Genomic DNA, 19264 nt, shown 5'->3' with positions numbered 1-19264 from the left:
ACTCGAACAACAGAGGTGTGGCGGATGCCGGACGACCGGCTGTTCGGCCTGCAGCGGCACGAACGGGTGATGGCCGAGCTGCGCCGCGAAGGCGCCGTCCGGGTCAAGGACCTGGCCGAACTGCTCGGCGTCAGCGAGTTGACCGTCCGCCGCGACATCGCCGCGCTCGCGGCGCAGAACCTGCTCACCAAGGTCCACGGCGGCGCGACGTTGCCGACCGAGCTGGCCCCACCGGCGCGGCGACGCGGGCCGGCCGCGCCCCGGTTCACCATCGGGATGGTGGTCCCCTCGCTCGACTACTACTGGCCGCCGATCGTCTCCGGGGCGCGATCAACCGCCGCCGCGCTGGGCGTGGCGATCCAGTTGCGTGGGTCGAGCTATGACTGGGCCGAGGATCGTCGGCAGATCAGCCGGCTGATCGAGGCCCAGCAGGTGCAGGGACTGCTGCTGGCTCCCAATCTGGAGGGAAACGACATCGGCGAGATGATCGACTGGATCGGCAGGTTGCCGGTGCCGGTGATCCTGGTCGAACGCCAACCGCCACGGTGGACGCGTACCAAGCAGCAACTCGAGTGGGTCCGCAGCGACCACGCGCTCGGCGTCGAACTCGCCGTCCGGCACCTACACGACCAGGGACACCGCCACCTGGGCCTGCTGCTGTCCAAGGGCAGCCCCACCTCGGCCCATCTGGCCGCCGGCTGGGACCTGGTCTGCACCGACCTCGACATCCCGGCCGGCCTGGTCATCCGGGAGTCCGTGAACATGGACCAGCCCGCGCACCGCGACATCATCGCCCAGGTCCTCGACCGCTGCCGTACCGCCGGAACGACGGCCCTCGTCGTCCACTCCGACCCCGACGCGATGGCGGTCGCGCAGTACTGCGCCGAGCAGGGCATCGCGATCCCGGACCAGCTGGCCATCGTCGCCTACGACGACGAGATCGCCCACCTGGCCGAGCCAGCCCTGACGGCGATCCGCCCACCGAAGTCGATGGTCGGCCGGACCGCGGTCGAGCAGATGGTCGCCCGCCTCACCGAAGGCCGCCGCCGGCCGCCCCAACGCGTGCTGATCGTGCCCGAACTGGTCATCCGCGACTCATCGATGCCGCACTAGCCGAACGACAAGATCTCCTCGCTACCATCCGACCAGCCGACCCGAATGCTGCCTCCGTCCACCGCAACGTTCGGAACAGGCTCGGGCTGACCGCCGGACAGCGAAACGACGGCAACGAACACCTGCCCCGCTACGGCGGCCGCGCGCACCAGCGGAATCGCGGTGTGCTTACCCAGCGCCTCGACCTCGCCGGACCGACGGACGTCGACCCCATCAAACCCGATCCGTCCTTCGACAGAGGACAGCAAGCCAGCGGCACGGACCTCGGCCCCGGCGTCAAGCGTGGCGGACGGCGGGGTGGTTGAGGTCAGTGGCCAGCCTGAGAGCTCGAGTAGGTAGCTGGGTTCGACGGCGGCGTCTGGATCGATGCGTGCGGCCCGTACCTCGTGGCTTCCGCGCATCGCGGACACCATGGCGACCGTCGGCCCCGCGACCACCGCTCCTCCGCGGCCCGATCCGTGCTCCGGGCCGGCGTCGTCGGTCGTCCGCACCCAGTGCGTCGACGCGATCGAAGCACCGGTCCCGACCGTCGTGAAGCCGTTGCGGTGCGAGTGGCCGAGCTCGGGGTGCACGATGCTGACGGTGTTCTCGAGCGGTTGCGCCCAGTACGCCGTACTCAGCGGTGGCATCGTGTGGGTCGAGTACCCCAGCCGGGCGTACAGCGGCGAGTCGGCGCGTTCGTCGCCGGGGACCGAGTGGTCGGTGCCGTGGTTGACGACGCGCACGATCCCGTCGGCCCGGGTACCGCTGACCAGCCAGCCAGGCTCCGCGAGTTCGCGGGTGAAGTCGGATCGTTCGACCGGCAAGGGCTCCTCGGCCGCCGTCCAGACCGGATGGCTCGCCGGCAGCATCAGCCCGAGCATGCCTTTGACCGCCCAGTACGGTGATCCCGGGCCGGAGTACGACTGGGCGATCGCCGGCCATTCGCCGTGCCACCCGAGGGTGAGCAGACCTTGCCGATCAGGGACGCCGTGATCGAGGAAGTACTTGAGCATCCCGGACGTCGTCCGGCGCAGCAGGCCCGGCGCGAGATCCGTGGCACCAGTGATCGCACCGATCCAGAACGGCGCGGCAGCGGCGAAGCGATAGGTCAGGCTGCGGCCCTGGATCAGCGGTGCGCCGTTACCGCCCACCAGGTGGACCGCCGAATCCAGGAAGTCCCTCAGCCGCTCTCGCCACGCGGTCATCAGCGCGGGATCACACAACCCGGGATCCATCGATGCCCACAGCAACGGATAAACATGCAGCGCCCAGCCGTTGTAATGGTCGAACGCGCGCTCCGGACCGTCGGCGTACCAGCCGTGCCCGCGACACAGCGACTCGTGCACCGCGAGGCCGCTGTCGATGTCTTCGCGCGACCACGGCCCGCCGACGGACTTGAGGAAGGTCTCCACCACGATCTGGAACCAGACCCAGTTGATCGGTGGATACTTCTCGCCGACCACGGTCGCCAGCCAGCCGACGATCTGCTCGCGATCGCGGTCGTCCAGCCGGTCCCACAACCAAGGCCTGCTCAGATGCAGCCCGAGCGCGATCGAGCAGGCCTCGACCTTGGCCTGCCCGAGCTGGTCCGGGCGCGGCCAGGCGTGGGCCGATCCGGGATCGGTCCCGGCCCGAAGGCCCTCGGCGTACCAGCCGGCGAGATCGTGTGGGTCCTTGCCGTCTTCACCTTTCAGCCGGATCGCCGCCAGCAGGAACGATCGGGCGAAGGCCTCCAAGGAGTCGCTGTCGGGTCCGTACGCGCTCTGCTGTCCAGGAAGGTCGATCCGGGCGTGCTCGGGCGATGCCCAGCCACGCAGTGAGATCAGCAGGTGGTCGGCGACCGCGGCCCAGGAGTCGCGGGTCAGGCCGGTGAAGCGGGCGTCGGTCATCAACGAGGTCCTCGGATCAGGGTGAGTTCGAAACGATTGTTGCCCACTGCAAGGATCAGGCGATGGACGGCTGGGCCCCAGACCCGCTGGAGCAGTTCGTCGTCAACGGCGCGCGTCTCCAGCCGTCCGGCGCCGAGCCCGGCATCCCAGTGCAGCTCGGCGACGCTGCCACCAAGGGTCTCGATCACGAGGCGGCCGGCCTCGTGGGCAAGCGGCTGCCCGGCGATCACGAAGTGTTCGGCGATCTCGGTCCCCTCCGCCCAGGTGTCGACGACCTGGATGGTCTGACCGATCCGATCCAGGGTCACCGTCCGTCGCAGATTCCCGCTGGGATAGGCGTCCGACAGGTCGAGTTCGGCGCGATCGACATCGGCGCCACTGTGCACGGCAAAGCTTGTCGCCCGCCACTGCGGACCTGCTTGCTGCTCCAGACCGTCGACGATCGGGACGTTGTGCCACTCGCCGCGGACCACCCACTGCTCGTACCGGCGATCGGAGAACGAGATCGCCGTGTATGTCGGTTGGCCCAAGTCCACCAGCACCGGCGTCGCGTCCAGTGCGGCGACGAACGAGCCGACATCGTTGTGATTGTGGTTCTCGTCGTTGTGCCCGCCCTTCACGGCCAGCGTCCAGCCCGCCGTGGAACCGCCGTCCTGCCGGGCGACCAGCAACTGCACGTCGGGCAGCCAACTCGATCGCGGCAACGGCAGCGGTACGGCCGTCGCCTGCCACCAGTCGTCGTCGGCAAGTGCGACCAGTGCCCGCCCCAGACCGGCCACGGCCGCCGGCTGATCACGGTGCGCGGCCGCCTGGGCCATGACGCCCTTGTCACTGATCCGGCGACCCCAGCGGTGCAACACGTCCCACGGCTGGTCGGGTGCAGGCCTGGCCGATCCGTCGGCGACATTGACGAACCAGCCGTCGCCCAGCGTCATCCGCTGGGGATACCGGGCGAGTTCCTCCAGCGGCGTGCACCGCCAGGGATCGAAGGCGCCGAGAGTGATCCGGTCGAGGAGCTCCAGCGCGCCGGCCAGTCGGGCCGGCCCGTTCCACCAGTACGCGTAGCCCTCATCGCACCCGCCATCGGCCGGGAGCGCCCGGAGGTAGCGATCGAGACCGTCGACGACGAGGTCGACCACCTGCGCGCGGCGTACCGGATCGGTCTCCAGGAACAGCGCCGCGACCAGTACGTGCCCGTGGATCCACGGGTTCCAGTTGTGCAGGTGACCGTCGAGGCCGAGCCAGTGCCAGCGGCGGTCCTCGACGAACGGCCGCAGTACCCGCCGCTCGGCCTCCTCCCGCAAGCGCCGGCGAAGACCCGGCGTACGGGCATCCAGCGCCGGGCCGAGCACGAGATCGGCCCAGGCCAGGATCTCCACGGTCTCGGCCGCACCCAGATCGAGGTACGGCGTACCGGGATCGGCCACGACCTCTCCGCGCGCTGTCGCAAACGACTCGTGAGCCGCCCAGCACCAGGTCGTCTGCTCACACAGCAGCAACAGTCCGTCGGCGGCCTCGTCGACATCCTGCTGGTCTCCCGTCAAGACTGCCGCGAGCACCGCCGTACTGGTTCGCTGCCGCAACTCCCCCGCCGGACCTTCGTACGCCGTCCGCACGCCGTCACGCCAGTACCGGGCGAAGTCCGACAGCAGCAGCCGGGGCCACGGCCGGGAACGGTCCGCCGCGGCGCGGTCCAGCACGGCTGCTGAGGCGGCCGTGGGACGCGATTCCCAGACTCTGCGCTGCCTGAGGTCCGGGACACCGGCACGATCCCGTGCCGAGTCGAGAGCCGACCTCTGGACCGCCGGATCCAGGGCACGCCAACGCTGGGCAAGGGTCATCCGGCCATGCTGCCATGCGCCTCCGCAGACCCACCAGGTAGCGATCACATTCGTACACATCCGTACCGACCCGGAACCCCTCCGCGATCAGCGGCGGGGGTGGTTCCGGAGTGGGGCGACGCTGCTCAGGGTCGGCTTGACCTTCGCGATCGTGCCGTCCTGGGCGAAGTACAGGTGGTCGATCGTGGTCTCGCGATGGGTGCCGTCACCGCCGGGCATGCCGAAGCGGTGGTAGGCGATGTACCAGTCGTCCGTGCCCGGCACCTGGATGATCGACTGATGGCCGGTCGCGAGAATGCCCTGGGCGGGATCCTTCTCGAGGATGACGCCACGGTAGGTCCACGGTCCGTTGACGCTCGTCGCCGTCGCGTAGCCCACCCGGTAGTCGGGCGAACCGGTGTCGTCGATCGAGTACGTCAGGTAGTACGTTCCCTTGCGGTAGTTGACGAAGGACCCCTCGCGGAATCCGGTCAGACCGCTGATCGGCTTCAGCGTCTCCGGCTTGATGGCCAGCATGTCGTCGCCCAGCTCGGCGTACACCGGCGAACCGTTGCCCCAGAAGAGGTAGTACCGGCCGGTCGAGGGATCGCGGAACGCGGCCGGGTCGATCGCCTGGCCGGACGTGACCGCCTCGTTGTTGAGGATCATCGCGGCCGGCTGCGCGACGAACGGGCCCTCGGGGCTGCTCGCGACGGCGACGCCGATCGTCTTGCGGTTGTACGCCGGGTTGTGCCCGGAGAAGTAGAAGTAGTACTTGCCGTGGCGTTCGATGATCGTGGGCGCCCAGGCGTTGCCGCTGGCCCAGGGCACGTTGCCGTTCGCGCCGTCTAGGGTCAGGAACGGTTTGGCCGACCGCTGCCAGTCCACCAGGTTCTTCGACTTCCAGACGTAGAAGTCCTTGCCGCCCCAGCCCGCCGTTCCGTCCGTCGTGACATAGAGGTAGTACGTGTCGCCGAAGCGGGCGATGTTCGGATCCGCGTTGTACCCCGGCAACACCGGCGAGCGCATCTCGACAGCCTTGACCGTCCACATCCGTTTGGTTCCGTCCTGAGCGGTCACGGTGTAGGTCCTGGGCCTCGAAAGGTTGACCCGCCCGGCCGGCGAGACCTTCGACGTGGAGACGACCTTCAGGACCGGCGTCAGCTTCTTCAGGTTGGTGCCGGGGGCAACCGGCAGGGTCACGGTCGACGACGCATCGTCGATGATCGCCGGCACCTTGAGGCCCGGCAGCTCGACGCCGAGGACCGCTCGCGGGTCGGCGTCCTGATCGCTGACTTCGCCGGCCGACAGAGCCCTGTTGTAGAGCCGGAAGTCGCGCACCTTGCCTTTGAGGTACTTGTCGGAGGTGTACGTCGAGCGCCCGATGTAATTGGCCGTCGTCCGGCCACCGCCGATGTCGCCTGGATCGATCGTGACACCGGTCTTCCGGCCGACCTGGACGCCGTCGAGGTAGATCGTCGCGATGCCGTCGGGAGTGAGGGTGTAGGTGAGGGCCTTCCAGGCACCGCGCGGTACGGCGGCTGCCGACGCCGCCGTCTGCTCGGTCGACCAGTTGCCTGAGGCAATCGAAGTACGGTAGTTGTCGCCGGTGGTGAACAGGTAGCCGTTGCCGATGTCGGCCGCGGTGTTGCCGAGCCCCCAGATGAAGTACGGCGTCTGCTGGCCGGGGTCGATCCAGACGTCGGCCGAGACGGTGATCGCGTCGAGACCGGCCATCAGGTTGTCCGGCAGCTTCACGTGACCGTTGGTGCCGCCGAGGGTGAGGGCGTTGTCTGCCCAGGTCGCATCTCCCGAAACCACGCCGTCATACCCATGGCCTGTCACGTCGTTCGGCGTACCGTTCAACGGATAGTGCGCCACCAGGCCGTTCGCGTCCGCCTTCACCGGGGGCGGAAGTACCAGACCGTCGCGCAACCGGTCGAGCTCGGCCTGGGTCACGGGGAGCACCGTGCCATGGCGCGGGCTGGCCGGCAGCGAGTACGCGGCCGGCACCTGCCAGTTCGGCGCCTCGAGATCATTCGTGCCGAGCGGGATGTAGCCACGGCCGCCGTACTCGTCGACGAAGAGGTTGTACTTGGCGCCGGAGGTGTCGCCGGGGTTGGACTTGAAGACGGTCGGTCCTTCGACTGCCGACGTACCGGCGTCCCGGCCGATGCACGAGTCCTGCATCGCCCACGCCGGGTTGCCGGGCAGGTCGACGGCGGTCAGCGACGCGGACTTCTCCTGGATGATGTCCGAGCAGCCGGTGCCGCCGCCACCCTCGTCCTTGGTGAAGCGGTAGTACGCGCCGTTCTCCTTGATCACCGTCGAGTCGATCCGGGACTCGCCCCGGTCCTGCCAGATCGCCGGCGCGCTGAAGGTCCGGAAGTCCTGAGTCGTTGCGTAGAGCATCCGGTTGTAGGTCGAACCGGTGTGGCCCGGATCGTCGGCGGCGTACAGCTTCGACGCCCAGAACACGACGTACGACTGGAGTTCGTCGTCCCAGTAGGCCTCGGGGGCCCAGGTGTTGCCGGCCGTCTCCGGCGACACCAGAACATGGCGCTGCTCCGACCAGGTCACCAGGTCGGTCGACTCCCAGACCTCCAGATAACGGCTGCCCTGGCGTTGCGCGGCGTCCCAGTCACCGTTGCGGCCGATCGACAGGTCGGTCGCGATCAGGAAGAACCGGTCGCCTTCGTGCGAACGGATCAGGAACGGATCGCGCAGCCCGAGAGTGCCCTTGGCCGACTCGAGCACAGGCTGACCGTTGTTGAGCTCGTCCCACTTGAGCGCGTTGTTGCCCCGGCTGGCGGCGAAGTAGATCTTCTCCCCCGCGATCGAGTTGCCGGTGAAGTAGCTGAACACATAACCGGCGTACGGCGCGGTCGCGTTCGCCTGGCCGGTCTTGACCTCGGCAACCGCTGTGTCCGGCACGAGCTGCCCGCCCAGCACGGCAAGAAGCGCCGTGCCGACCACCAGGAACGAACGCATGCTGATCCGCATCGCAACCTCACCAGGATTGTTAACGTTAACAGTTCCGGTAGTGTGACCAGGCCGACACGGTCCGGTCAAGAGGTCGTCGGGGCGCTCGCAAAGGGAGGATGGGCCTGTGGACCAGGAATTCTTCGGGATGTTGACGGCCGCCGGTGAGGAACAAGTCGCTGAACTGCTGCGTACGGAGCCGACTGCAGGCGACCCCCGGCGGGTTGCCCGGAACCTCCGGCGCTTGGTTGCCGGATACGTCGCAGAGCAGTCGTCGTACCACCGCGATCCGGCGGTTCTGGAGCCGTTGCGCCTACTGTCCGACCTACTCGATCGGCAGCAGCACGAGGACGGGACGTACGACGTCGGCAACCTGCACTCACCGCCCGACACGGCGTTCCTGATCCAGGATCTGTGTGTGGTGTGGAAGCTCCTCGACGCCGACGACCAGCCGGCGACGGCGCCGATCCGAGCGACTGTCCACCGGATCCTGCGGAAGGCAGGCCCGGCGCTTGCGAGCGGTGGCGTGCACACGCCGAACCATCGCTGGGAGGTGTCGGCCGCGCTGGCGAGGATCAACCACATCGACCCCGACCAGCGCTACGTCGATCGGATCGACGCCTGGCTGGCCGAGGGAATCGACGCCGGGGCGGACGGGATCTACAGCGAGCGGAGCTCGACGTACGCGGCCGAAGTGACGAATCCGTCCCTGCTGACGATCGCCTGGCTGCAGGACCGGCCCGAGCTGATCGAGTACGTCCGGCGCAATCTGGAAGCGACGCTGTACCTGCTGGAGCCGAACGGCGAGGTCGACGTGGTCGCATCCCGCCGGCAGGACCAGTGGGCGATTCGTGACATCTGGTGGTACCTGCTGCAGTATCGCGAGCTGGCACTGCTGGACGGCGACGGCAGGTTCGCTGCCGTTGCTCAGGGCATCGAGCGTCGTGGCGTGGGCGAGTTGGGCGACTTCCTGGCCGAGGTGCTCGAACGCCCTGAGCTGGCCACCCAACTGCCGCCGGCGACCGAGCTGCCGACGGACTTCGTCAAGGAGTTCCCGTCCCAGGCGTCGGTACGGATCCGGCGCGGGAGCCGCACGGCCACGATCTTCGGCGGAACCGATTTTCACGACCTGCCGGTGATCGCCTCCGGCCTCTCCACGAACCCGACGTTCTTCAAGGTTCGCCAGGGCGACGCGATCCTGGACTCGGTCCGGCTCGCGCCACAGTTCTTCGGCACCGGCCACTTCCACAGCGAGTACCTGCGGCGTACCTCACCGGCCGTTCTCGAGCTCGGCGCCGAGATCAAGGTCCCGTACTACCAACCGTTGCCGTCGCAGCACCTGGCCGTTGACGGCCGTTACCCCCTGACGCCCGACGGACGGTTCTATGCGGCGATGGACTTCGGCCACCGGCCCAGGGACTATCGAGAGCTTCGGACGACGATCACGGTGGCCGAGGTCGCGAACGGATTCGACCTGACGTTCGAGCTGACCGGATCCGCGGCGCCGTACGCGATCGAGCTCTGTTTCCGGCCCGGCGGCGCGCTGTCGGGCGTCGAGGCGATCGATGACAGCGGCAATCATCAGCTGGTCTCCGGTACCGGCGCTTATGCAGTGGGCGACGACCGGATCGAGTTCGGCCCCGGTTCGGGCGCGGCGCGGGTCGCGATGGATCCTGGCGAGCGGTACCGCTCGCACAACGGCTCGCTGGTCCCCGCCGGGCTGCGCGTGTACCTGACCGGCCAAGCTCCCGGCCGCCACGTCCTCGAGCTACGGATGACGTAACGGTCGGGACAAAGTCTTGACATTAGCGATGTTATCGTAAACATTGTGGTCCTCGGTAAGCGCTTGCCTCCCTTTCCGGACGTCGCCGACGTAGACCACAAGGAGCAACACGATGACCAGTTCTCTTCGGCGGTGGCGGTGGCTGGCTGTGCTGGCGGCGGGCACAACGGCGCTGGCCGGGTGTGGTTCCGGCTCCGGTGACTCCGGCTCGGGCGGTGCCAGAAGATCACCTTCTGGCTGTCGACCGCCGCCCAGATCCAGGGGTACACCGACCTGGCCAAGGAGTTCCAGGCCAAGGAAGGCATCACCGTCGAGGTCGTGAACCAGCCGTACGACGGGTACCAGGACAAGCTGCGGCAGTCGGCCCAGGCCAACTCCCTGCCGGACGTCGCCAGCGTGCCCTCGCTCGACACCCTGTGGCTGAACCAGCTGCAGGATCTGAGTTCGACCGCGAACAACGAGACGAACAAGATCCGCAAGGACCTGGTCACCGAGCAAGACGGCAAGGTGCTCGCCATCCCGTCCGACCTGACCGCGGCCGGGCTGTTCATCAACAAGACCCTGTTCACGAAGGCCGGCGTCACCGTACCGGCCGATCCGGCGAAGACCTGGACCTGGGACGAGTTCCTCGCCGCCGCATCCAAGGTCCGGACCGCGACCGGCGCCAAGTACGACCTCGTCTACGACAACTCGGCCGCGCGGATCCGGGCCTTCATCTACAACAACGGCGGCAAGGGCTTCCAGCTCGGTGACGACGGCAAGTACCAGACGCCCGACGACGCGACCGTCGCCGCACTGACCAAGTTCAAGGCGATGAACGACAACGTGGTGATGCCGAAGTCGGTCTGGACCTCGGGTGCCGACCCGAACGCGCTGTTCAAGAGCGGTCAGGTGGTCGCGTACTTCTCCGGTGTCTGGCAGGTGCCCGACTTCGCCGACGGCATCACCGGTTTCGACTGGGCCAGTGCGCCGACGCCGGGTCCGGTGCATGCGACCGACATCAACCTCGGCGGCAAGGTCGTTGCCTTCAACAACAAAGACACCGCGGCGGCCGCGAAGAAGTGGGTCGACTTCCTCTTCCAGCGCGACAACTACACCAAGCTGGCCGGGTCCAACGGCTATCTGCCGGTCGAGTCCGGTCTGACGCTGAAGTATCCGTTCAAGTCCCCGGCCGCGCTGGCCGCCTTCGCGCTCTACACCAAGGAGATCGAGCTCGCCGATCCGATCTCCGCCTCCGGCCAGGCCGCCGGCACGAAGCTGCTGCTCGAGGGCAAGGCCGCCGCGGACGACCCGACCAAGGCCGAGCTGGCGAAGTTCATCAACGGCGAGCAGGACGTCCAGAAGACGGTCGGCAACATCGTCAACGGCCTGAACTCGGTGGGCTGACGCCGGTGCAGGCAGTTTGGCCACGCCGCCGCCTGAACCGCTACACCGGGGCGCCCCTGGCGCTCATCTCGATCAACCTGCTGCTGTTCGTCACGTTCTTCGTCTGGCCGGCGGTGACTGGCCTGCTGTACTCGTTCACGAGCTACACCGGGGTCGGCACCGCGCCGTACGTCGGACTGGACAACTACCAGCGGCTGCTGCAGGACGACGCGTTCTACGCGGCGCTCACCCGGACGCTGGTGTTCACGGCGGGCGTCGTACCGCTGACGCTCGTGCTCTCGCTGACCACGGCGGTGCTGCTCGTCACGAACTACACCAAGGGCAAGTCCGTCGCGCGGATCATCTTCTTCCTGCCGTGGCTGATCTCGCCGATCATCGCCGGCGTGATCTGGCGCTGGATGTTCGGCGAGAACTTCGGCCTGGTCAACTACGTCATCAGCTCGCTCGGCGGCAGCGAGGTGCCCTGGCAGTCCAACGCGAACCTGTCGATGCTCGTCGTCGTGTTCGCGGCGGCCTGGGGCGGCACCGCGTTCAACATGCTGCTGTTCGTCGCCGCGCTCAAGAACGTGCCGACGGCGTACTACGAGGCGGCGTCGCTCGACGGCGCCGGCTCGTGGGCCAAGTTCCGTCACATCACGGTGCCCGCGATCGCCCCCACCACGTTCATCGTGGTGCTGCTGAGCGTGCTGGGCTCGATGAAGGAGTACGCGCTGATCCAGGCGATCAACGCGGGCGGTCCGGGAACGGCGAACAACCTGCTCGTCCAGTACATCTACACCAAGGGCTTCCAGCGGGCCCAGATCGGCTACGCGAGCGCCGCGTCGTTCGTGCTGATGCTGATCTTGATGGTGATCGCGCTCGTACAGCTCGCCCTGAACCGGCGGAAGGACTCCTGAGATGGCCACCACCACCGGAGAACTCCCCAAGAAGATCTGGGCGACCGCGGTCATGTGGCTGATGGTCGCCGTCTACGGCCTGCCCGTGCTGTGGTTCCTGCTCAGCTCGTTCAAGCCGGCCGGCGAGCTGTTCTCCTATCCGCTGACGATCTTCCCCAGGCATCCGACGATCAAGGGCTTCACCCAGGCCTGGACGAGCTTCGACGTCGCGCGGTACTTCGTCAACACCCTGATCGTCGCCGTGTCGGCGACGCTGCTCACCATCGTCGCGAGCGCGGCCTGCGGCTACGCGCTGGCGAAGTACCGGAACTGGTGGGTGAAGGCGTTCACGCTCTGCATCCTGGCCACCACGATGCTGCCGGGCGAGGTCATCCTCGCGCCGCTGTTCCTGGTCGTCCGCGATCTCGGCCTGTACAACAGCCTGGCGGCCGTGGTCGTACCGTCGGTGATCACGGCGACCGGCACCTTCATGTTCCGGCAGTTCTTCCTCACCGTGCCGAACGACCTGCTGGAAGCGGCCCGGATCGACGGTTCCGGCGAGCTGTCCACCCTGTTCCGGATCATGCTGCCACTGTCGCGGCCGATCATGCTGACGCTGGCGATCTTCTCGTTCCAGTGGCGCTGGAACGACTACATCTGGCCGCTGGTCGTGCTGAACGACCCGGGCAAGTACACCTTGCAGATCGGCGTCGCGACCATCGTCGGCGCGGAGAACGTGAACTGGTCGGTTCTGCTGGGCGCCTCGGTGCTCTCGATGATCCCGCTGGTCGCGCTGTACCTGGTCTTCCAGAAGTACGTCATGAGCGCCGACATCGACGCCGGCCTCAAGGACTAGCGAGGCCCACGGCAGATTGCGGTGGCCGGCAGTGGGTACCGGCCACCGATGAGTTCAGCTGACGTCGCCGCCGGCCTGGTGGCCGGGCGCTACCGCCTCGGCGACACCCTGGGACGCGGCGGCATGGGTGAGGTCCACCGTGCGACGGATCTGGTCCTTGGTCGTGAGGTCGCGATCAAGCTCCTGCTTCCCTCGCGCGGAAGTCTGGCGGTCGTCGAGCGGTTCCGGCGAGAGGCGCGGGCGGCGGCGATGCTCTCCGACCCGCACGTGGTCGCCAGCTACGACTTCGGCCCGCACGGCGACGGCTACTTCCTCGCGATGGAGCTGGTCGAGGGACGTACCTTCACCACGGAGCTGCGGACCAACGGACCGCTCGAGCCCGACCGGGCCTTGCAGTTGGTCCGGCAAGCCGCCGCCGGCCTGGCCGCGGCCCACCAGAACGGCCTGGTCCACCGCGACATCAAACCGGGCAACCTGCTGATCACCGACGACGGCCTGGTGAAGATCGCCGACTTCGGGATCGTCCGGATCCTCGGCGACACGACGACAACACTGACCGCGACCGGGCAGATCGTCGGCACCAGTCAGTACCTGGCCCCCGAGCGCGCGCTGGGCGAACCCGCCGGAGCCGCCTCCGACGTCTACGCGCTCGGCTGCGTGCTCTATCAACTGGTGACCGGCCACCCGCCGTTCGTGGCCGAAGATCCCGCCTCGATCATGTACCAGCACGTCCAGACCATGCCCACCCCGCCGAGCGAACTGCGCCCCCAGCTCGCCGGTGAGTTCGAGGCATTGCTGCTCTGGCTGCTCGCCAAGGATCCCGCCGACCGTCCCACCGCCGCGCAAGTGGCAGCCGGAGCTACTCCACCGGCGCTCCCCCGAACAGAGGTCCAACCTGTCCAGGATTTCCGTGGCCACGGCCCGTCGCGCAACGTTCTGATCAGCGCCGCCGCCGTCCTGACGATCGCTGTCGCCTCCACACTCGGCATCCTGCTGGACAGCAACTCCGTCAAGCTGCCGGCCACCACCGAGCTCCGGCCTACGGTGGCTCCGAGTACCGAAAAACCGCCGACTGCGGTACCGAAAACGACGGCAAGTCCCAGCCTTGCCAAGCCACCGTCGACCACCCCGAGAACCACCAAGACCACGAGCGTCGCGGCGCCCGTCACCTCCACGGAGAAGGCCGGCAAGGCGAAACAGCCCAAACCCGGCAAACACAAAGGCAAGAAGAGCTCCTCAAAGGACTGATTGCCACTCGATGTCAAAAGCTGCAACCCGGGCGTGACAGGAGCCGACCGGGGCACTGGTGACTGCATGCGCACCTGGCTCACTGGCATTCTCACTGGCCTTCTGTACGGCGTGCTGTTCGCACTGGCCACGCGGTATCTGATCACGCATCACTGGACCTCCGCGCTGATCGCCGGCGCGGCGACGGGCATCCCGTTCGGCATCGTCATGACAGTGGTGCAGCGACGAACGAAGGCGCTCTTCGCCTCGCTGCCCGGCGACCTGACCCGGCAGCAACGCGGCCGTGCCGTGCGAGCATCTCGCCGCGGACCGGTTCCCGCCGATCCTGCTGTCCGGGCGGCCGCGCTGGAGTTCGCTCGCCGCCAGCTGGAGCGATACCAGACCCGCTGGATGCGTGTACTTCTCGTCGTCCTGCCGATCCTCTTCGTCCTGACCGCAGTGTCCAACCTGCTGGGTGACGACCGGAGCTGGTGGAGAGCAGTCCCGCAACTCGCCGCCGCCGTCGCCTTCACCGTGATGGCCTTCGAACCACGCCGCCTCCGCCGGCGGATCGCTCTTCTGACGTTTCCGGGCGGGTACCGGCCGCGCAGAGTCTCACCAGGTGGGTGTGACCCGGAGAAGGAGGAGTTGGCATGAGCGCCGATGTCGTCGATCTGATCATGCAGGACCACCGTGAGGTCGAGCGGCTGTTCGACGAGCTGAAGGACAACCCGGAGAAGCGCAAAGGCCTGGTACCTGTGCTGACGACCCTGCTGTCGGCGCACAGCCGCGCCGAGGAGTCCGCCGTCTACCCGGTGGCCGCCGCCGAGGCCGACGAAGCCGATGACGTCGCGCACAGCCAGGAAGAGCATGTCGAGGCCGACCAGCTGCTGGCCAAGCTCGCCGCGACCGACCCCGATTCGGCCGACTTCGAGAAGGTCCTGCAGAACCTGGTCGACGCGGTCACGCACCATGTCGAGGAAGAGGAGACCAAGGTCCTCCCCGGCATGCGCGCCAACCTCAGCCAGGAACGCCTGCTCGAACTGGGCGAGGATTTCGCGGCCAGCCGCAAGGAACACCTCGGCGACCAGCCCGACGACATCACCCGCGACGAACTGTTGCAGCAGGCCCGCAACGCCGACGTCTCCGGTGTCTCCTCACTCGGCAAGGAAGAGCTGAAGAAGAAGCTCCAGCAAGAGGCCGGCGAATAGGCCCCGCGGTGAGCGCCTCGGACAGTGTCCCCGTCCCGGCCGGGCACGAGCGTCCTGACGGAGTCGACGACCTGACGGTCGCGGCGGTGGGCAAACTGACCGAGGCGCTCGAAACCGTGATCCAGGCGCGCGGGCAGCTGTACGCCTTCCACCAGACGACCGGAAGCGCCGACCTCCAGCTGGACGAGGCCGTCGACCTGCTGAACAAGGCCGGCCACCATGACCTGGCACAGCGGATCGAGACCGAACTGGTCGGCCGCAACGTGATCCCAGGCCACTGGACCTTCAAGCTGGTCGAGGAGTACGACGCCACCTACTACGACCTCTTCACGGAGCTGGAGAAGGCAGTCAGAGACCAGCTTGTGGACGGGCGTCGCCACCTCAAGGAGGCCGAGATGAAGCAACGCCGGGTCACCCCCGGCGAACCAGGCCACGAGATCTGACCGTCCCAGCGGGAAGTAGGTTGCGTGAGCAAGACCGACGCGGTTGTCATCGGCGCCGGCCCCAACGGGCTGGTGGCGGCCAACTTGCTGGCCGATGCCGGCTGGACCGTTGTGCTGCTGGAGGCGAACGACGCGATCGGTGGCGCGGTCCGCAGTTCCCGTGAGGTCGACGCCGCCTTCGTGCACGACACGTTCAGCTCGTTCTACCCGCTGGCGACCGTCTCGCCGACGATCAAGGCGCTGCGCCTCGAGGAGTACGGGCTGGAGTGGTCCGACGCGCCGTCGCCGGTCGGCAATCCCCTGCGCGGCGGCGGTTGGGGACTGGTACATCCCGAACCCACCGACACCGCGGCCGCGCTGGATCAGCTCTCCCCAGGCGACGGTCAGGCCTGGCTCGACCTGTACTCCGACTGGCGACGCGTCGGACCGGCGATCACGGACGCACTCCTCAATCCGTTCCCGCCGGTCCGGGCAGGGGCCGAACTGCTCCGGCATCTCCTGGGCCCGCGCGGACTGGAACGGCTGCGACTTCTGATCGGCCCTGTCCGGACCGTCGGCGACAGAAGGTTCACCGGCGAGGCCGCAAAGTTGCTTCTGGCCACCAATTCCCAGCACGCCGACATCGCCCCGACCGCACCGGGTTCGGGGTTCATGGGCTGGCTGCTGGTGATGATCGCCCAGCAATATGGCTATCCGGTACCACGTGGAGGCGCCGGCCGTCTCTCCCAGGCACTGGCCGACCGGTTCACCTCTCGCGGCGGTACCGTCGTCTGCGACGCCCGAGTCGACCAGATCATCATCCGCGACGGCCGCGCGGTCGGCGCTCGGACGGCCGACGGTACGGAGTACCGCGCCAGTCGCGCAGTACTGGCCGACGTCTCCGCGCCTGCCCTCTACGGCCACCTGATCCCGCGCGAGGACCTCCCCGTCCGCGTGCTGCAGCGGTTGCGCTTCTTCAAGTGGGATCCCGGCACCATCAAGGTCGACTGGGCGCTCGACACACCGATCCCGTGGCGCGACGCACCGGCGCTTGCCGCGGGCACCGTTCACATCGCTGACTCCGTCGACGACCTGCGTCGGTGGTCCAAGCAACTGTCCGCCGACTGGATCCCTGACCGGCCGTTTCTGCTGATGGGCCAGATGACGACGGCCGATCCCAGCCGCTCCCCCGCAGGTACCGAGTCAGCCTGGGCCTACACCCACGTCCCGCAGCGCACCCGTGGCGACGCCGGCGGCAAACTCACGGGCACGTGGGACGAACGCGAGGCCGAACTGATGGCCGAGCGGATCGAGGCCCGGATCGAGGAGTACGCCCCAGGGTTCACCGACCGGATCGCCGCTCGCCGGATCCTCGGCCCGCGAGAACTCGAACGACGCAACGCGAACCTGGTCGGCGGCGCCGTCAACGGCGGCACGTCCGGCCTGAGGCAAGAGCTCTTCCTCCGCCCGATGCCCGGTCTCGGTCGCAGCGAGACGGCGATCAAGTCTCTGTACCTCGCCTCGGCCTCAGCGCATCCAGGCGGCGGCGTCCACGGCGCCTGCGGTTCCAACGCCGCGCGCGCCGCCCTCCTCCACGCCGGCTAACGACGCCTGAGCTTCCAGCCCACCGCGGCGACGGCGACCGCAGTACCGGCCAGTGGGCGAAGCCAGTGACGCCCCCAGCGGCCGTACTCGCTGTTCCCGGCCGGCCTGGGCTGCAGCACATTTCCCGCCTGAGGCTCGACCTCATCGCGAGAGAGCACACCGACCTTCATCAGCGGGGTGACCAGCGCATCGAACACGCCCGGCAGCCAATGGAACCCGAACAGCGTCAACCGGTTCGCCATGCCGACGGACGCCGATCGGGCCGGCCGGTCAGCCAACCGCACGATCCGCCGGGCAACTCTCTCCGGCGGATCGACCGGCGGCGGTGGACGGCCGGCCCTGCCCGCATAGTTCCCTGCCTGCGAATAGACCGGCGTGTTCACCGACCCCGGCCACACCAGTGCCACTTCGATCCCCGGCTCCGATCGGGTCTCGATCTGCAAGGACCGGGTCAGGCCGTGAACGGCCCACTTGCTGGTGACGTAGCAACTCAGGTACGGCGTCGCGATCTTGCCCAGCAAGGAACCGACCACGATCAAGGTCCCGTGGCCTTGCCGACGGAAGACCCGCAGTGCTGATCGCCCGACGTTCGCCGTGCCCTGCACGTTGACCGTGACCACCCGGTCGAAGATCTCGCCGGGAACGTCCTCGAACCGCCCGTACGCAAGAACCGCCGCCGCATGAACGACGACATCAACCCGGCCGAACCGATGCACCGCGGCTTCCATCAGCGCCTCGACCTCATCGGCGTGTGAGACGTCCGTCGGTACGACGAGAACGTCACCGCCATCGGCCGTGCAGATGCCCTCAGCGACTTCGAGCCCGGCCGCTGACCGCGCCGCAATGACCAGGCGGGCCCCCTGGCCGGCGAACGCGCGCGCGGTCGCCAGCCCGATTCCGCTGGAAGCCCCGGTCACCACGACCACCCGGGTCATGGCTTCAGCAGTACCTTCACCGCACCGTCCTGCTTCTTCTGGAACATCTCGTACGCCGCCGGCCCCTCGGACAGCGGCACCCGGTGGGTCGCGAACCCGTCCACGCCCAGTGGATCGTCGTCGGTCAGCAAGGGCAAGATGTCGTCCACCCAGTGGCGCACGTTGCCCTGGCCCATCCGCAGCTGGATCTGCTTGTCGAACATCGTCAGCATCGGCAACGGATCCGCCGCCCCGCCATACACGCCGCTCAGCGAGATCGTGCCGCCGCGGCGCACCAGGTCGATCGCCAGGTAGTACGCCGCCAGCCGGTCGACCCCGACCGTCTCCATCATCTTCTCGGCGACCGCACTCGGCATCAGCCCGACGAGCTTGTGCGCGAACTGCGCCTTCGGCGACCCGTGCGCTTCCATGCCGACCGCATCGATCACCGAATCCGGCCCGCGGCCGTCGGTCAGGTCACGCACCTGATCGGCCACGTGGTCGGAGTACTCGAGAGTCTCCACGCCGCGGGCCTGGGCCCGGCCGAGCCGCTCGGGCACCAGGTCGATGCCGATCACGCGGTAGCCGCGATGAATACCGATCCTCGCGGCCATGTCGCCGATCGGCCCCAGCCCGATCACAGCCAGGGTGCCGCCGTCAGGTACACCGGCGTACTCGACCGCTTGCCAGGCCGTCGGCAACACATCCGACAAGAACACGAACCGATCATCAGCTGGCCCCGGCGGGACCACGATCGGTCCGTACTGCGCCTGCGGCACCCGCAAGTACTCCGCCTGCCCACCCGGCACCTGCCCGTACAGCTTCGTATAGCCGAACAGCGCGGCACCCATCCCCTGGTCGCGCACCTGGGTCGTTTCGCACTGCGACTGCAGCCCGCGATCACACATGAAACAGTGACCGCACGCGATCCCGAACGGGATCACCACCCGATCCCCCACCTTCAGGTTCGGTACCTCCGATCCGGTCTCGACCACGACACCCATCGGCTCGTGGCCGAGCACGTCACCGGCCGTCAGGAACGGCGCCATCACCTCGTACAGATGCAGATCCGAACCGCAGATCCCGGTCGACGTCACCTCGATGATCGCGTCGGTAGGCTCCTTGATCACCGGATCCGGCACCTCGGAGTACTCGATCTTCCGCTTACCCTGCCAAGTCAATGCCTTCATACGCTGGCG

15 protein-coding genes are annotated in these 19264 nt (G+C 67.9%); 10 read left to right on the top strand and 5 right to left on the bottom strand.

Annotated elements, in window-relative coordinates; all coding sequences use genetic code 11:
- Positions 1 to 24: 24 nt before the first annotated feature.
- Positions 25 to 1113 carry a LacI family DNA-binding transcriptional regulator gene (locus tag ACIA12_RS01985; RefSeq protein ID WP_396364920.1) on the top strand — a complete coding sequence of 363 codons (1089 nt, stop codon included), beginning with the start codon at positions 25 to 27 and terminating at the stop codon, positions 1111 to 1113.
- On the opposite strand, the gene ACIA12_RS01980 is transcribed toward ACIA12_RS01985, so the two are convergent.
- The 3 genes from ACIA12_RS01980 to ACIA12_RS01970 all read right to left on the bottom strand — a co-directional run bounded on the left by ACIA12_RS01980 (position 1110) and on the right by ACIA12_RS01970 (position 7807).
- Positions 1110 to 2984, bottom strand: a complete 1875-nt coding sequence (locus ACIA12_RS01980; RefSeq protein ID WP_396364919.1) for a DUF2264 domain-containing protein — start codon at positions 2982 to 2984, stop codon at positions 1110 to 1112. The genes ACIA12_RS01985 and ACIA12_RS01980 overlap by 4 nt on opposite strands.
- Positions 2984 to 4825, bottom strand: a complete 1842-nt coding sequence (locus ACIA12_RS01975; protein WP_396364918.1) for a heparinase II/III family protein — start codon at positions 4823 to 4825, stop codon at positions 2984 to 2986. The genes ACIA12_RS01980 and ACIA12_RS01975 overlap by 1 nt, the downstream gene beginning before the upstream one ends.
- 87 nt (positions 4826 to 4912) lie before the next feature.
- Positions 4913 to 7807 carry a family 43 glycosylhydrolase gene (locus ACIA12_RS01970; protein WP_396364917.1) on the bottom strand — a complete coding sequence of 965 codons (2895 nt, stop codon included), beginning with the start codon at positions 7805 to 7807 and terminating at the stop codon, positions 4913 to 4915.
- Positions 7808 to 7913: 106 nt separating this feature from the next.
- Between ACIA12_RS01970 and ACIA12_RS01965 the strand changes: the two genes are divergently transcribed.
- The 9 genes from ACIA12_RS01965 (at position 7914) to ACIA12_RS01925 (ending at position 17151) form a co-directional block, all read left to right on the top strand.
- The gene (locus ACIA12_RS01965) at positions 7914 to 9569 is read left to right on the top strand and encodes a hypothetical protein (protein WP_396364916.1); all 1656 of its coding nucleotides are present in this window, start codon (positions 7914 to 7916) and stop codon (positions 9567 to 9569) included.
- 225 nt (positions 9570 to 9794) lie between these two features.
- Positions 9795 to 10955 carry an ABC transporter substrate-binding protein gene (locus ACIA12_RS01960; protein WP_396366020.1) on the top strand — a complete coding sequence of 387 codons (1161 nt, stop codon included), beginning with the start codon at positions 9795 to 9797 and terminating at the stop codon, positions 10953 to 10955.
- Positions 10956 to 10960: 5 nt separating this feature from the next.
- Positions 10961 to 11851: a carbohydrate ABC transporter permease gene (locus ACIA12_RS01955; RefSeq protein ID WP_396364915.1), complete on the top strand. Its 891-nt coding sequence runs from the start codon at positions 10961 to 10963 to the stop codon at positions 11849 to 11851.
- Between the two features lies 1 nt (position 11852).
- Positions 11853 to 12686, top strand: a complete 834-nt coding sequence (locus ACIA12_RS01950) for a carbohydrate ABC transporter permease (protein WP_396364914.1) — start codon at positions 11853 to 11855, stop codon at positions 12684 to 12686.
- A 48-nt stretch (positions 12687 to 12734) separates the two neighbouring features.
- Positions 12735 to 13934 (top strand): serine/threonine-protein kinase, encoded by a 1200-nt coding sequence (locus tag ACIA12_RS01945; protein WP_396364913.1) that lies wholly within the window; start codon positions 12735 to 12737, stop codon positions 13932 to 13934.
- 66 nt (positions 13935 to 14000) lie between these two features.
- Entirely contained in the window at positions 14001 to 14570 is a 570-nt protein-coding gene (locus tag ACIA12_RS01940) for a hypothetical protein (RefSeq protein ID WP_396364912.1), read from the top strand.
- Positions 14567 to 15124 carry a hemerythrin domain-containing protein gene (locus ACIA12_RS01935; RefSeq protein WP_396364911.1) on the top strand — a complete coding sequence of 186 codons (558 nt, stop codon included), beginning with the start codon at positions 14567 to 14569 and terminating at the stop codon, positions 15122 to 15124. Before ACIA12_RS01940 ends, ACIA12_RS01935 begins: the two co-directional genes overlap by 4 nt.
- Before the next feature lie 8 nt (positions 15125 to 15132).
- Positions 15133 to 15567: a hypothetical protein gene (locus ACIA12_RS01930; protein ID WP_396364910.1), complete on the top strand. Its 435-nt coding sequence runs from the start codon at positions 15133 to 15135 to the stop codon at positions 15565 to 15567.
- A 24-nt stretch (positions 15568 to 15591) separates the two neighbouring features.
- Positions 15592 to 17151 (top strand): phytoene desaturase family protein, encoded by a 1560-nt coding sequence (locus ACIA12_RS01925; RefSeq protein ID WP_396364909.1) that lies wholly within the window; start codon positions 15592 to 15594, stop codon positions 17149 to 17151.
- On the opposite strand, the gene ACIA12_RS01920 is transcribed toward ACIA12_RS01925, so the two are convergent.
- Complete coding sequence (locus ACIA12_RS01920; protein ID WP_396364908.1) at positions 17148 to 18086, bottom strand: SDR family NAD(P)-dependent oxidoreductase; 939 nt, start codon at positions 18084 to 18086, stop codon at positions 17148 to 17150. The two genes, ACIA12_RS01925 and ACIA12_RS01920, sit on opposite strands and share 4 nt — an antisense overlap.
- Positions 18083 to 19255 (bottom strand): alcohol dehydrogenase catalytic domain-containing protein, encoded by a 1173-nt coding sequence (locus ACIA12_RS01915; protein ID WP_396364907.1) that lies wholly within the window; start codon positions 19253 to 19255, stop codon positions 18083 to 18085. Before ACIA12_RS01915 ends, ACIA12_RS01920 begins: the two co-directional genes overlap by 4 nt.
- Positions 19256 to 19264: the final 9 nt, after the last annotated feature.

The organism is Kribbella sp. NPDC051620 (assembly GCF_044453825.1).
Classification (GTDB): Bacteria; Actinomycetota; Actinomycetes; order Propionibacteriales; family Kribbellaceae; genus Kribbella.
This window is presented reverse-complemented; position numbering and strand designations above follow the sequence as displayed.

Excerpts from the sequence above, each read along its gene's own strand:
- ACIA12_RS01920 (WP_396364908.1), bottom strand. The coding sequence starts at position 18,086 with ATGACCCGGGTGGTCGTGGTGACCGGGGCTTCCAGCGGAATCGGGCTG.
- ACIA12_RS01945 (WP_396364913.1), top strand. The coding sequence starts at position 12,735 with ATGAGTTCAGCTGACGTCGCCGCCGGCCTGGTGGCCGGGCGCTACCGC.
- ACIA12_RS01915 (WP_396364907.1), bottom strand. The coding sequence starts at position 19,255 with ATGAAGGCATTGACTTGGCAGGGTAAGCGGAAGATCGAGTACTCCGAG.
- ACIA12_RS01935 (WP_396364911.1), top strand. The coding sequence starts at position 14,567 with ATGAGCGCCGATGTCGTCGATCTGATCATGCAGGACCACCGTGAGGTC.
- ACIA12_RS01980 (WP_396364919.1), bottom strand. The coding sequence starts at position 2,984 with ATGACCGACGCCCGCTTCACCGGCCTGACCCGCGACTCCTGGGCCGCG.
- ACIA12_RS01970 (WP_396364917.1), bottom strand. The coding sequence starts at position 7,807 with ATGCGGATCAGCATGCGTTCGTTCCTGGTGGTCGGCACGGCGCTTCTT.
- ACIA12_RS01940 (WP_396364912.1), top strand. The coding sequence starts at position 14,001 with ATGCGCACCTGGCTCACTGGCATTCTCACTGGCCTTCTGTACGGCGTG.
- ACIA12_RS01985 (WP_396364920.1), top strand. The coding sequence starts at position 25 with ATGCCGGACGACCGGCTGTTCGGCCTGCAGCGGCACGAACGGGTGATG.
- ACIA12_RS01950 (WP_396364914.1), top strand. The coding sequence starts at position 11,853 with ATGGCCACCACCACCGGAGAACTCCCCAAGAAGATCTGGGCGACCGCG.
- ACIA12_RS01975 (WP_396364918.1), bottom strand. The coding sequence starts at position 4,825 with ATGACCCTTGCCCAGCGTTGGCGTGCCCTGGATCCGGCGGTCCAGAGG.